This window comes from Nitrosomonas sp. (genome assembly GCF_019752415.1).
GTDB lineage: Bacteria > Pseudomonadota > Gammaproteobacteria > Burkholderiales > Nitrosomonadaceae > Nitrosomonas.
This window is the reverse complement of record NZ_JAIEME010000007.1, coordinates 26,487-39,740: the sequence shown is the minus strand read 5'-3', so window position 1 is coordinate 39,740 and position 13,254 is coordinate 26,487. Positions and strand designations below refer to the sequence as shown.

At 46.0% G+C, this 13,254-nt stretch carries 14 protein-coding genes; 7 read left to right on the top strand and 7 right to left on the bottom strand.

The window, feature by feature from the left end; all coding sequences use genetic code 11:
* The first annotated feature begins 11 nt into the window (after positions 1-11).
* The 3 genes from K2P83_RS01560 to K2P83_RS01550 are packed head-to-tail and all read left to right on the top strand — an operon-like array spanning position 12 to position 2,061.
* Positions 12-962, top strand: coding sequence for a homoserine kinase (locus K2P83_RS01560; RefSeq protein WP_292926114.1), 951 nt, complete (start codon positions 12-14; stop codon positions 960-962).
* A gap of 44 nt (positions 963-1,006) precedes the next feature.
* A complete protein-coding gene (locus K2P83_RS01555; protein ID WP_292926113.1) occupies positions 1,007-1,843 on the top strand; it encodes a BPSS1780 family membrane protein in 837 nt (278 codons plus the stop codon).
* Between the two features lie 59 nt (positions 1,844-1,902).
* Positions 1,903-2,061, top strand: a complete 159-nt coding sequence (locus tag K2P83_RS01550) for a hypothetical protein (RefSeq protein ID WP_292926112.1) — start codon at positions 1,903-1,905, stop codon at positions 2,059-2,061.
* 201 nt (positions 2,062-2,262) lie between these two features.
* Here the strand turns inward: K2P83_RS01550 and sdhA are convergent, their stop codons facing one another.
* From sdhA to K2P83_RS01525, 5 genes are all read right to left on the bottom strand, one after another.
* On the bottom strand, positions 2,263-4,026 hold the full coding sequence (gene sdhA / locus K2P83_RS01545; protein ID WP_292926111.1) for a succinate dehydrogenase flavoprotein subunit: 1,764 nt from the start codon (positions 4,024-4,026) through the stop codon (positions 2,263-2,265).
* A 1-nt stretch (position 4,027) separates the two neighbouring features.
* A complete protein-coding gene (sdhD, locus tag K2P83_RS01540) occupies positions 4,028-4,381 on the bottom strand; it encodes a succinate dehydrogenase, hydrophobic membrane anchor protein (protein ID WP_292926110.1) in 354 nt (117 codons plus the stop codon).
* Positions 4,375-4,764, bottom strand: coding sequence for a succinate dehydrogenase, cytochrome b556 subunit (gene sdhC, locus K2P83_RS01535; RefSeq protein WP_292926109.1), 390 nt, complete (start codon positions 4,762-4,764; stop codon positions 4,375-4,377). The genes sdhD and sdhC overlap by 7 nt, the downstream gene beginning before the upstream one ends.
* A 162-nt stretch (positions 4,765-4,926) precedes the next feature.
* A complete protein-coding gene (locus tag K2P83_RS01530; protein ID WP_292926108.1) occupies positions 4,927-5,307 on the bottom strand; it encodes a DoxX family protein in 381 nt (126 codons plus the stop codon).
* A gap of 33 nt (positions 5,308-5,340) precedes the next feature.
* Positions 5,341-6,210 (bottom strand): pirin family protein, encoded by an 870-nt coding sequence (locus tag K2P83_RS01525; RefSeq protein WP_292926107.1) that lies wholly within the window; start codon positions 6,208-6,210, stop codon positions 5,341-5,343.
* 129 nt (positions 6,211-6,339) lie between these two features.
* Here K2P83_RS01525 and K2P83_RS01520 point away from each other — a divergent pair, with 129 nt between their 5' ends.
* Together K2P83_RS01520 and K2P83_RS01515 are read left to right on the top strand one after the other, a co-directional pair.
* Positions 6,340-7,341 (top strand): LysR family transcriptional regulator, encoded by a 1,002-nt coding sequence (locus K2P83_RS01520; protein WP_292926106.1) that lies wholly within the window; start codon positions 6,340-6,342, stop codon positions 7,339-7,341.
* A gap of 121 nt (positions 7,342-7,462) precedes the next feature.
* Entirely contained in the window at positions 7,463-8,116 is a 654-nt protein-coding gene (locus tag K2P83_RS01515; RefSeq protein WP_292926105.1) for a hypothetical protein, read from the top strand.
* A gap of 86 nt (positions 8,117-8,202) precedes the next feature.
* On the opposite strand, the gene K2P83_RS01510 is transcribed toward K2P83_RS01515, so the two are convergent.
* Entirely contained in the window at positions 8,203-8,826 is a 624-nt protein-coding gene (locus K2P83_RS01510) for an FxDxF family PEP-CTERM protein (RefSeq protein WP_292926104.1), read from the bottom strand.
* Between the two features lie 708 nt (positions 8,827-9,534).
* On the opposite strand from K2P83_RS01510, the gene K2P83_RS01505 reads away from it, so the two are divergent.
* Entirely contained in the window at positions 9,535-11,340 is a 1,806-nt protein-coding gene (locus K2P83_RS01505; RefSeq protein WP_292926103.1) for a hypothetical protein, read from the top strand.
* A gap of 131 nt (positions 11,341-11,471) precedes the next feature.
* On the top strand, positions 11,472-11,828 hold the full coding sequence (locus tag K2P83_RS01500; protein ID WP_292926102.1) for a hypothetical protein: 357 nt from the start codon (positions 11,472-11,474) through the stop codon (positions 11,826-11,828).
* A gap of 284 nt (positions 11,829-12,112) precedes the next feature.
* On the opposite strand, the gene dnaJ is transcribed toward K2P83_RS01500, so the two are convergent.
* Positions 12,113-13,228 (bottom strand): molecular chaperone DnaJ, encoded by a 1,116-nt coding sequence (gene dnaJ / locus K2P83_RS01495; protein WP_292926101.1) that lies wholly within the window; start codon positions 13,226-13,228, stop codon positions 12,113-12,115.
* Between the last annotated feature and the right edge of the window lie 26 nt (positions 13,229-13,254).

The following is a 13,254-nucleotide window of genomic DNA, read 5'->3' as shown; positions in this document are numbered from 1 at the left end:
CCTGTTAACCCATGTCTGTTTTCACACCAGTTACTGATAGCCAGCTCACGGCTTGGTTAAAAGATTACGCGCTTGGTCAGCTCATCACCCTGCAAGGTATTTCCTCGGGCATTGAGAATACCAATTATTTTGTCACGACCACACAAGGCAAATTTGTATTGACCTTGTTCGAAAAATTAACTAATCACGAATTACCATATTATTTGAATTTGATGGCGCATTTGTCGCAACATGATATCCCCTGTCCGGCTCCGATTCCTAGGTTAGATCACGAGCTGCTCGGCGAGCTAAACGGTAAACCGGCTACTATCGTTACCTGCCTGCCGGGGCAATCATTAACACACCCAAACGTAGAACACTGTGCAGAAGTTGGTAGTGTATTGGCAAAAATGCACTTATCCGGAAAATCCTATCCTGGAAAAATGAATAATCCACGCGGATTAGCATGGTGGCAAGCCAAAGTTCCTGAGATCTCGCCATTCTTATCTTCAGATGATAAATCGTTACTCAGCTCAGAACTTGGTTTTCAGTTAGCACAACAAACCGAAATATTACCCGCTGGCGTTATCCATGCTGACCTGTTCCGGGACAATATTTTGTTTACCGGCCATAAAATTGGTGGGGTTATCGATTTTTATTTCGCCTGCAATGACACTTTTCTATATGATCTGGCTATAGTTGCCAACGACTGGTGCATGACCGAAGAAAAAACTTTGGACAGAGTGCGCACATTTTCACTCATTGAAGCCTATCATACGGTTCGACCATTATCCGTTGCCGAGCGAAATGCCTGGCCCGTTATGTTGCGTGCAGGAGCACTACGTTTCTGGATTTCCAGGCTCTATGATTACCATTTGCCACGTCCAGGAGAGTTGACGCACGCCAAAGATCCTGTGCATTTTAGAGAAATATTGAAAAATCACGCAACAGATCCAGACAAACTGCGACAGCTCTGGATATAGAAATTAAATTAAACTGTTTATCGAACTTAACTGGAGAAACATCAATGGAAATTCATCAAGTCCACGGAAAACAGGGATTGCAATGGATCTTAAGCGGCTTCTACTTGTTCCGCAAAGCCCCGCTGGCTTGGGTATTTGTTTGCTTTACCTTGATGCTGATTGCGATGGCAATGTCGTTCATACCCATACTTGGAAAGTTTGTTTTTACATTAATTTCACCGGTATTTCTGGCCGGAATCATGCTGGGTTGCAAGGATATGGAACAAGGCAAGCCGATTGAATTGAAACACTTATTCGTTTCTTTCAAGACCAATCCGGCGCCACTTATTACCATTGGCGGCATCTATCTCATTGGGCAAATCCTGATCATTGGCCTGGTTATGCTAATCGGAGGTTCTCAGATGACGGATATGCTGTTATACGGAAAAAGGGTCGATGAAAGCGAACTAATGAGTGTGATGAGCAATATGCTCACATCTTCATTAATTGCATTAACACTTTCCATTCCACTCATGATGGCTTCTTGGTTTTCACCTTTGCTGGTGATATTTCATAATGTCCCGCCGATTGTGGCAATGCAAAGAAGCTTTTTTGCCTGTCTGAAAAACTTTATCCCGTTTCAGTTGTACGGCGTTACGCTCATTGTGCTCACTGTTCTTAGCCTGATGCCTTATGGTCTCGGGCTTGTTATCCTGATTCCCACTATTTTCACTTCAATTTATGTCAGCTACAAAGACATTTTCCTGGCTGAACCACTGCGATTCAACAATGGTTCATCCGAACCAGATAACCAAAAAATAAACTGGACTGATGTTGATGAGTCCTCGACAAAAGAAAATGAAATCAAAGAAGAATCCAATAATACAGAAAATAAAACTTGAATAGAGTGATACAGCTCAGTGTAATTTATCTGTGCCGAGAAATGAGGCGATTAAAGATCATGAGCGATTCTTTTGCAGCGAGGAACGCCGCCAACAGCCTAAATCTGCTGGAGATTCTATTAACAGTCGATCCTGAAAAAGTATCAAACAACAGTTGTTCTGGAAAAACTACCCGAGAAAAACTGTTATCTACCAAAACCCATGGCCCGGCAGTTTAATTTCCATCAAGAAATCCGATAAATTCGCAGTTTCCGCCATGGGAAAAAGAGCCAAAAAATGGCCAGGAGGCTGGAATGCTTGGCTCACGCTGACGATACCGATTGGATAAAAGCTGTTAGTAGCTTCTCGGAATTGGTTAGGCAACCATCCCAAAAATAGAAAAGGCTGCTGTCTTCAGAACCATAACAAAGTTATGAAATCTAATAAGTTCTTGCTTTCGGTGGAAAAGATTCCACCGTAATCGGTTTCAACCGCACCGGTTTATAATCCAATCGATTATCTTCACTGAAAAACAACGTATGTTTTAACCACTTCACATCATCCCGGTCGGGATAATCATCGCGCGCATGCGCGCCGCGGCTTTCACGCCGGGCTTCGGCGGAGATCATGGTTGCAGTAGCCACTTCTTTCAGGTTATCCAACTCCAGCGCTTCAATGCGTGCGGTATTGAACACTTTGCTTTTATCCTTGATTTCCGTATGGCCAACCCGCTCGCCGACTTCAAGAATTTTTTCCACACCTTTTTGCAGCATGTCTTCAAAACGGAAAACTCCGCAATAGGTCTGCATTGTTTTAGCCAAGGCAGCACCCACCTGCGCAACGCTCTCGCCGTCTTTCTGACTCTCCAGGCGAGTTAGGCGAGTCAGTGTTTTATCCGCAGCATTCTCCGGCAGCAGCTTGTGATGCGGATTGGTTTTTAAATCTTCAATGATCTGATTGGCTGCGGCTCGGCCGAATACCACCAGGTCGAGCAGCGAATTAGTGCCCAAGCGGTTGGCGCCGTGCACGGAGACACAAGCGCACTCTCCCACCGCGTAAAAACCGGAGACAATTTCTTCCGGGCCGGTTTTATACGGTGCCACCACCTGACCGAAGTAATTGGTTGGAATACCGCCCATCATGTAATGCGCGGTGGGCACGACTGGAATCGGTTCGTTGATCGGATCGGCATGGGCAAATTTAATCGCCAGTTCACGGATACCCGGTAACCGGGTTTTGATGATTTCAGCGCCCAAATGATCGAGCTTTAGCAACAAATGGTCACTTTCCTCGCCGCAACCGCGCCCGTCTTTCATTTCCGTCGTCATCGCGCGTGAAACCACGTCACGACTGGCCAGATCCTTGGCGTTGGGCGCATAACGTTCCATGAACCGCTCGCCGTTCCTATTCAGCAAATAACCGCCCTCGCCACGCACAGCCTCACTGATCAACACGCCCACACCGTAGACGCCGGTGGGATGAAATTGCCAGAATTCCATATCTTCCAGCGGAATGCCAGCCCGCGCGGCAATCCCGAGACCATCACCTGTGTTGATCAAGGCATTGGTACTGGCCTGAAAAATCCGCCCGCCGCCACCGGTAGCAAACAAGGTGGCTCTAGCCTGCAAGACCAAGATCTCACCCGTTTCCATTTCCATCGCGGTCACACCTAACACGTCGCCCTGCTCATCACGAATCAGATCAAGTGCCATCCATTCTATGAAAAATTGCGTGTTGGCGCTGACGTTGCGCTGATACAGTGTATGCAATAGCGCATGCCCGGTGCGGTCAGCAGCGGCACAAGAACGCGTTGCCTGCGCGCCACCAAAATTTTGGGATTGTCCGCCAAACGGGCGCTGATAAATTTTGCCGTTTTCCAGTCGATCGAACGGCATGCCAAAATGTTCCAGTTCATAGACGACTTCATTGGCCTGGCGGCACATGAATTCGATGGCATCCTGGTCACCCAGATAATCCGATCCTTTCACGGTGTCATACATATGCCAGTGCCAGTTGTCTTCCGTGACATTTCCCAGCGAAGCAGCAATTCCCCCTTGTGCTGAAACGGTATGCGAGCGCGTAGGAAATACCTTGGACAGCACCGCCACTTTTAATCCTGCCTCGGACAACTGCAACGCAGCGCGCATCCCAGCGCCACCTGCGCCAACAATGACTACATCAAATTTTCTTTTGGTTATTGCCACATCAACTCCACAATATGTCAGCAGTCCACACCAGATAAAACAGCAAGGCGGTAATTACCAGAATTTGCACGGTCAAGCGGATTGCCACGGGGTGCACATAATCCATCAGGATATTACGCATCCCGATCCAGGCATGCCAGAAAACGCAAATGAAAAATACAAAGGTCGCGATGCGCATCACTTGGTGACTGAATAGGCCTTTCCATGCTACGTAATCTTGCGGTGCGACAACATATAAAACACCGGCCAGCCCTATGAGATAAAGCGTCATCAAAACGGCTGTCACGCGCTGCACCAGCCAATCCTTCAAACCGTAGTGTGCGCCCGTTACGGCACGCCTGGGTTGCTTTACCATAGCATCACCCCAATCAAAGCAGTAAGCAGGATGCCCGCCGCCACTACCAACATACTTCCCATCCGCGCCTGCGGCAACGTGACGCCGATATGCAGATCCAATGCCAGATGGCGAATGCCTGCGCACAAATGATGCAGGAAAAACCATATTGGGAGTAACAACGCCACTTTAATAACCGGATCGCGCAAACATTCCTGTAAAGCTTCAAAACTTTGCTGCGATTGCAACAGCATTTGCAGGCTATACAATAATAATGGAATACCGGGAAAAAACAGCAAAGCACCACTGATGCGGTGCAGAATTGAAACCACAGCCGGTAAAGGCTGCCTGATCTTGAAGAGATTCAGATGCTTGGGGCGTTTATTTTGCAATTTCGCTTCCATGCGGGAAATTCTAAAGTAGAAAATTCTATCGCCAAAATTCGGCTTAAACGCTTATTACCGGAGCCAAGTTTAGTCTGTTATGCCGCATGATACAAGCTATCACCAATGAAAACCCAGCTGCAAGCCGCCGGGTTAAAGAACAATGTAGATTATCTGAATTTCTTATGACTTGCTACGGCGGCTATCCAGACTGTATCCACCCGCACCATGAACAGCCAATAATATAAAACCGCCCGCTATCGCAATATTCTTCATAAACATAATCATCTGCATCTGATCGGAAAAGTTATTGTGAAAGACTACAGCAGCGACAACCGTAAATGTTGCCAATGCAATCGAGACTAACTTGGTCTGCCATCCCGCAACGATCGCCAAACCACCGCCCACTTCAATTACTATCACCAACGGCAATAGCATCCCCGGCACGCCCATCGCTTCCATATAGCCTTGCGTGCCCTCATATCCGCTGATTTTGAAAACACCGGAAAACAGAAAGATTTGCGCAAGAAATAAGCGTGCTACGAATTGACTGATTTTTTCCATTTGAATCTCCTTAAAATTGGTTGATTATTTATTTTATTTTTTATCGCGTTTGATCCATGCACGATCACGTACAAAATTGTTAGACTGAAAATCTTTCATCGCCTGATCAATTTGTTCTCGAGTGTTCATCACAAACGGGCCATACTGAACAATTGGTTCATTGATCGGTCTACCGCTCACGACAACAAAACGTGCGCCCGCTTTTCCTGCAACAAAATTGAACGAACGAACATCAGACTCCAATATCACGAGGGAATGCAGTGGCGCCATTTGTTCATCGAGTTGCCCATCACCCTCAAACACATACAGGAAACTATTGTTCTCCACCGGCAGATGATGCTGAAAATGCTTGCCGGGCTGCACCTGCACATCCAAATAAGACACATCGGTAATGCTATCCACGATCGGTGCGCTCGCATCGGCAAAGCGGCCGATTAATACTTTCAACCTATAATCCGGTGTTTCCACCACAGGAAAAGCCGCTGCGGAATATTCCTGATACTCAGGATGATCCAGCTTATTCGCTGCAGGCAGATTAATCCACAGTTGAAATCCGCGTAACAAACCATTTTCCTGTTTCGGCATTTCGGAATGAATAACACCGCTGGCGGCCTTCATCCACTGCGCGGAGCCGGGACCCAGATCGCCGGTATTGCCCATACTGTCCTGATGCGCCATATGACCATCGATGATGTACGTAAATGTGCTGAACCCGCGATGCGGATGAGACGGGAAACCGGCAATGTATTCCTCCGGGTTATTGCTGCTGATGTGATCCAGCAACAGGAATGGATCATAATTGCGCAATGCCGGTGTGCCAATCGTGCGGTGCACCGTAACACCGGCACCTTCCGGTACTGCCACTGCGGGAATAAATCTTGTCTCGTTAACGACTGTATTCATTATTTTTTCCTTTTCGGTAATAATCTTTATGACGTGTTTGCTCGAAGTATTATCATAGTTGCAATAATAAGAATAAATAGCCGCCACAAGAAATGACTGTTCTTATATAAGCAACAATTAGACTATCCAATGGATCGATTTGAAAATATGAACGCGTTTGTGCGTGTCGTTGAGGCCGGTAGCATTAGCGGCGCGGCGGATCGCATGGACGTAGCCAAGTCAGTGGTTAGCCGGCGTTTGAAAGAACTCGAAGAACATCTCGGTGTTGAGCTATTTCATCGCACTACCCGACAAATGAATCTGACCGAGAGCGGGCGCGCTTTTTATCAGCAATCTGTACGCATCCTCGCCGACATCCTCGAAGCAGAGCATGCCACGTCACAATTCCACGGCGCCTTAAAAGGCAACTTGAAGGTGGCTGTGCCACTGAGTTTTGGTTTAATGCATCTGGGCCCTGCGATCAATGTATTTTTGCAGGCGCATCCAGACATTGAATTCGACCTGGATTTTAATGATCGCCAAGTGGATATTCTTGCAGAAGGTTTTGATTTGGCCATTCGAATCGCCAGCTTGCCGGACTCCAGTCTGATTGCACGCCGGCTTGCCCCGATTCAAGCCGTGATGTGCGCAAGCCCGGATTACCTCGAACGCAATGGCACGCCCCAATCACCGAGAGAATTAATCAAACACCGATGTTTGGTCTACAACCTGATCAGCAATTTTGAGAGCTGGAGTTTGTATGATGCCGAAGGTCAATTGATTACAACCAAAATAACCCCTTATCTAAAAGCCAGTAATGGCGAGTTTCTTCGCGATGCCGCCGTTGATGGATTGGGCATCGTGCTGATGCCAACATTTATCGTGTATAAAGCAATTGAAAGTGGCAGATTGATCCCGCTACTGACCAAATACCAGCTCTCACAACTCGCTGCCTATGCCATTTACCCGCAAACACGCCATCTTTCGCAACGCGTCAGGGCATTTGTCGATTTTCTCATCAAACGATTTGAAGGATTGCCTTATTGGGATTTGTGTTTGCAACACGATAAGCATGCGTTAAGAAGCACCGATTCGATCATGCTGCAAGACAATAATAATCAGTTTAATCACACCAAATTAGAAGAGAGCTGACTTTATCGGATCTCGATCCCGTTTGTTTTCTCAAGTAGCGATCTGTCTTCACGCTTTGCGCCGCTAGTCTAAGTATCTGTGTATACTTTAAATCATCTTATACACACTTCGATTAGTCGCCATGAATAATCATCAAAAAAGAAAAACGATTGATTTTATATTTTCCATTTTGATTCTGGGATTAATGGTATTAATTCCAATTTCCGTGCAAAGCAATCCAATTTATTATGGAATGCTTGGTAGAGGAGATACAAGTCACGTGGGAAAAGCAGAGCCAGATAACTTTTATCACGATGGCATACTTTCAATACCAGGTATCGTTACGTTTGATCACAACGTTTTGTATCACAACATTCGGTTACATTATGATCCAGCGATTGATGCGTACAAATTGATGGGGGTTGATGCAGTTCCATTAAATGAAGATATCGTAGAGCAGGTAGACCTTGTCGTGACGGGCGAACAGCCAATTCAGGTTTTTCTTAAATTAAGCGGATATTTCAACTATTCATGTGGAAATGTTCTGATTGTTAATCAAGGACACACTAAATATATGGATAAACCGCAATATCGTCTCCGATTCGAAGTAACAGTAGCATTTTACAATCGATTTTCGGGAACTGATACAGAAGCTCCCTGTACTACAGATGATAAACTATACACGCTCGTTTTGCCGCTGCAAGTGTATGGTCAATCAGCCGGCACTTATGAATATACAGTCAATGGCAAACATACAGGGACGTTTGAGTTAAAGAGCGAAAATGTTATCAAATAATTTGTTAAAACCAAAAAGTGAATACTGATTTCACAGAAAAACCACAGAGAAGTATTATTTCTCTGTGGTCTCTCGTATCAATTTAATTAAGCGATTTTGCGACGACGCGCCGAGAAACCAACTAAACCAAGACCAGCCAGGAGCATCGCGTATGTCTCTGGTTCTGGTACAGGCAATGCTTGCATCGCAACTGAATATTGCCCGCCAAAAGCGTTCGGACCAAACTGACCGCTAATATCAAGATGATATTGACCAGCAGCTAAATTACCAAATGCATGGGTTAAATTGTCTCCAACCAATGTGGCGTACAAAGTTGAGCCCCCTGGATGCGTGTTATCCCATACTTCAACTACCAAATTTTGAATATCTAGCACATTAATACCCATGAAATTTAATGCGTACGCATTCGAAGATCCGGAAGTACTTGAAAGTGTTGGGATAGTGAAGTTTGCATATTCTTCGAAAAATCCATTTGCAGGACCACCAATATTTACAAAGAGTGCGCTTACAGATGCGCCCACTACACCAAAGTTATATGGATTTGCTTCTGATCCGTTACCTCCTGTTGGGCTACCATTCAGGAAAGCACTGCCTGCGTGTGCTACGCCACTTGCCATCAAAACAGCTGCTGCCAGTAATTTCAGTTTAAAGTTATTTTTCATTTTCAAATCTCCGGGTGAGTTACAAAAAATTAATTCAATCAGTTCCAATTACAAGTGTATAAATAACGTCTCACACTTAGGCGGTAAGCATTGATAATTTATAGCTTCTAATCATTTCCGCACAGCCTGCATTCTAAACATATATATTTTTTCAGCTATAGGAACATTATCCTTTTTTATTAGTACATTAACTCGCCTATTGCCAGTACATTTGTACTATGCAGCGTGATAAATCATTTGAATTCTCTACAGTAAATGAGTGTGGCAAACTGGACAGGTTATAGGCACTTACATTGCTATCCAAAGCAACAATGATCAAAAATCAAAAATGAAGCTTGAGTTAAATTACTTCCCGAAGAGACGAAGGCTTATTGGGAAAGGTGTGCTAATTTTCATGGAACTATGGACTCCATGAAACGGAAGATGGAGAGAGCTTCCCTGCATACAATATAACTATGAATTCTATAAGGGATCAATTAGTTACTGTCAAATCTAGCCGCTGGTTAAACAACACGTGGATTCCATTTTGACGCACACCTCTGAAATTTGAATACTGGATCAACAGATTGTTACTATTAGTCTTAAGCATGTATATCTGTCTATACTTTAAATCACGCAGATTCAATTTCGAAGTGCAATGCCTAAAGGCGATTTGGTAAAAATGATAAAAGTAATTGAAATTGTGCAACAGGAGGTACAATCTGCTGCGAGAGTTCTCTATTTCTACCTTTCGAGAAAACTATTGCAGGAGCGTCTATGCGTTCTTACCGATTAGGCTATTTTTCGGACTTACTAATCCTGTCCGCGAATTGTTTCCTTGTATGCTTGCTGGCATGGGTTAGCATCCCGGCAGTCCATGCTGAAGACACTGCATGCGAAGCAACCGGCGCGACACACATTTGGGTTTCTCCTCTCAATCCTAAGATCGATGAACCGTTCAAGATCATGGCCGTATCTACAGATGGTCCGGCATCTGAATTAGTATTGATCGACAGTCAGGACCAGCGTATGTCACTGCAATCCCAACGCCGTGGTGGTCCGCCTTGGAGCCTGATCGCCGTATTGGAAAAACTTAATGAGGGACGATATCGCATAGAAGCAAATCGGAATGGTAAGCTTATTGCCTGCCATACGCTTACGCTTGGTGGATCAGATCAACAGGAAAGACTTCGAGCCTGGAACCTTGCCACCGAAGCATTTTATTCCGCCTGGATTGAAGCATTATTTGGCGCACCGCCCGAGGAAAATCTCAGTTTCAATTCCCTGGAACCGTTCCTGCGCAACGTCGAGCGCAACTTTCTGCACAACTATCTCGGTATCAACGAAGATAATAATTTGCCGCTAACCCCCGATTGCGCTGACCTGCCTTACACCTTGCGGGCGTATTTTGCCTGGAAGACCGGTTTGCCAATTGCTTTCCGTGCCTGCGGGCGCGGCTCGGCCAAAGCGCCACCGTATTGCGGCACGCCCACCATCATAACCGAATTTACGCGCGGCATCAGTTCGCAGGCTAATTTCAAGAAATTCAGCAGGCGATTGGTCGACACCGTTCATTCCGGCTCGGCGCGCACTGGGCTTGCCGATGAATCCACCGATCTGTATCCGATTTCGCTTAGCCGAAAAACCCTGTGGCCGGGAACAGTCTATGCCGACCCCTACGGACATATTTTAGTGCTGGTCGAGTGGGTGCCGCAGACGGCCGATCGCCCTGGTATGCTACTGGCCGTTGACGCGCAGCCTGACAACTCGGTCGCGCGCAAGCAAATCTGGGAAGGCACTCTGCTTTTCGCCAACACCGAAAACGCAGGGCCGGGTTTCAAGGCTTTCCGACCTTTGATCTCCACGTCTCCGGGCAAGTGGCGGATACTCGCCAATGACGAGCTAATCGACCACCCCGAATTCACTACCTTTTCGTTGGAGCAAGATTACCTCACGCCCGATGATTTCTACGCCACGCTTGCCAATCTCATCAACCCTAGCGGCCTTGATCCCGTGCAAGTTTACGAAGCGACGTTGACGGCCTTGGTCGAGCAAATCGAGACGCGCGTCAATTCCGTGAACAATGGTGAAGCATACTTCCGCAAAAACCCGCGCAGCGTCATCTCCATGCCCAGCGGCGCAGCAATTTTTCAGACCCTCGGCCCCTGGGAGGATTATTCCACCCCTTCTCGTGATATGCGCCTCATCATCGCGATTAACGTGCTAAACGGTTTGCCCGAGAAAATCGTGCGCCACCCCGAATTGTTTGTACTGAAGGACAAAAACCCCGAAGAAGCCAAGGCCAAGATTGAGCAATACCACACAAAACGCATCCAGGAGCAAAGCATTCGCTACACACGCACAGACGGCAGTTCGTGGGAGCTTTCCGTGGCCGAGGTATTGGCACGCAAACCAGCCTATGAAATGGCTTATAACCCAAACGACTGCGCAGAAATACGTTGGGGTGCAAAGCCGGATACGGAAGAATATGCCACCTGCCGCCGCTATGCACCGGCGGAGCAACGCGCGAAAATGGAACAATACCGGGTTTGGTTTCGTGAAGTGCGAAGGCCGATGCAATGAAAGTATCTGCGGAATGCGAGGTAGTGCAGATCAATTATTTGCTTGAGGAAGCGCAATTCATTGGTGTGAGTAATAACAAATATAGTACTATTTCTATCAGGATATTTTGGCTATAGATATAGGGACATGCTGTGAGAATTAATACTTTGCTTTTAATTGTTTTTGGCTTACTGGGTTTTCTAACTTCATGCGCACAGACTAATCGTATTCCGACAGATACACAGGAAGCTATTCTGCGAGCTACAACGCGTTGTGACCATGAAGCACTGGTTAAATATTATGAGGCTGCTGCCAAGGAAATGCGGGCGAAGGTAAAAGAACATAAGAAAATGCTTGAATCATATGGAACAGTAACTTTTAACTATGGAAAAGATGGACTAGCATTGCAGTCCCATTGTGAAAACCTAATTAACTTATACGACCAAGCTGTAAAAGCTAATATGGATATGGCGAATTCTCATCGAGCCATGGCCGCAGAGATTAAATAATTTTTGTATTTGAGAAAAATAACTGATGGTCGCTGTCTTAAATCCGAAACAATGGCTACCTGCCAGTTTTTGGTTCTTTTTTCCTTAGCGCAAACTACAGCACTCACCAGTTCTTTGATGGAAAAAGATCAAATCGTTTGATTTTGTTTTTATTGACACGCTAACCTACTAATCCAATGGGTTTTTAAGTACCGCCAGGTAAATCACCGCATGATTGTTGTCCGCTTTCTCGATCTTGGGAGTCTCCTACCGTGACCACGTATAGGATACGCGACATCCTCTTGTCATTCTGAAAAGAACTCACGCGCCTTATCCATCCAAGACTTAGCACGAGGGCTGTGACGTGGGCCATCATTCAGACTTATTGTCTCCAACTCTTCCAACAATTCTTTCTGACGCACTGTCAGTTTGACTGGGGTTTCCACAACGACATGACAAAGCAAATCGCCTTTCTCACGACTGCGCACACCTTTAATTCCTTTACTACGCAAACGAAAAATCTTTCCCGTTTGTGTTTCGGATGGCACTTTAATTTTGGCATGCCCTTCTAGAGTGGGCACTTCGATTTCTCCACCTAATGCGGCTACAGTAAAACTAATCGGTATCTCACAATGCAGATTATCACCGTCACGACGAAAAACAGAATGTGCTGATAAGTGGATCACCACATACAGATCGCCGGGCGGCCCACCGTTCATTCCGGTTTCACCTTCACCTGAAATACGAATACGATCACCATCATCAACACCTTCAGGAACTTTCACATTCAGTGTCTTATGCTGCTTCACTCGCCCTATTCCATGACAAGCTAAGCAAGGATTCGCAATAATTTTGCCAGCACCTTGACACTTGGGACATGTTTGCTGGATTGAAAAGAATCCTTGTTGCATTCTTACCTGACCATGACCATTACAAGTAGGGCAGGTTTTTGGTGAACTCCCTGGTTTAGAACCCGTGCCATTACAAGGCTCACATTTTTCCATTGTCGGGATACGAATCTTTGTTTCGGTTCCACGCGCAGCTTGCTCGAGGGAGATCTCCAGGTTGTAACGTAAATCAGAACCACGATGCGCATTTGATCGTGCACCACCGCGTCCCCCGCCAAAGATATCTCCGAAAATATCACTAAACGCATCACCGAATCCCTGTGCACCACCTCCACCTGCTGCACTGGCATCAACGCCAGCATGCCCGAATTGATCATAAGTAGCACGTTTATTAGCATCCGTTAATATTTCATAAGCTTCTTTAGCTTCTTTGAACATCTCTTCCGATTTGACATCTCCAGCATTTCGATCGGGATGATATTTCATTGCCAATTTACGATAGGCTTTCTTGATTGTACCTTCATCAGCGTCACGGTCGACACCAAGTACTTGATAGTAATCGCGCTTACTCATATTGATTTCCTGCTACCGGGATAAAA

Coding starts and splice junctions, on each gene's coding strand:
- K2P83_RS01550 (WP_292926112.1), top strand. CDS start 1,903: ATGAGCGATTCTTTTGCAGCGAGGAACGCCGCCAACAGCCTAAATCTG.
- dnaJ (WP_292926101.1), bottom strand. CDS start 13,228: ATGAGTAAGCGCGATTACTATCAAGTACTTGGTGTCGACCGTGACGCT.
- K2P83_RS01520 (WP_292926106.1), top strand. CDS start 6,340: ATGGATCGATTTGAAAATATGAACGCGTTTGTGCGTGTCGTTGAGGCC.
- K2P83_RS01555 (WP_292926113.1), top strand. CDS start 1,007: ATGGAAATTCATCAAGTCCACGGAAAACAGGGATTGCAATGGATCTTA.
- K2P83_RS01515 (WP_292926105.1), top strand. CDS start 7,463: ATGAATAATCATCAAAAAAGAAAAACGATTGATTTTATATTTTCCATT.
- K2P83_RS01525 (WP_292926107.1), bottom strand. CDS start 6,210: ATGAATACAGTCGTTAACGAGACAAGATTTATTCCCGCAGTGGCAGTA.
- sdhC (WP_292926109.1), bottom strand. CDS start 4,764: ATGGAAGCGAAATTGCAAAATAAACGCCCCAAGCATCTGAATCTCTTC.
- K2P83_RS01530 (WP_292926108.1), bottom strand. CDS start 5,307: ATGGAAAAAATCAGTCAATTCGTAGCACGCTTATTTCTTGCGCAAATC.
- K2P83_RS01560 (WP_292926114.1), top strand. CDS start 12: ATGTCTGTTTTCACACCAGTTACTGATAGCCAGCTCACGGCTTGGTTA.
- sdhD (WP_292926110.1), bottom strand. CDS start 4,381: ATGGTAAAGCAACCCAGGCGTGCCGTAACGGGCGCACACTACGGTTTG.
- K2P83_RS01505 (WP_292926103.1), top strand. CDS start 9,535: ATGCGTTCTTACCGATTAGGCTATTTTTCGGACTTACTAATCCTGTCC.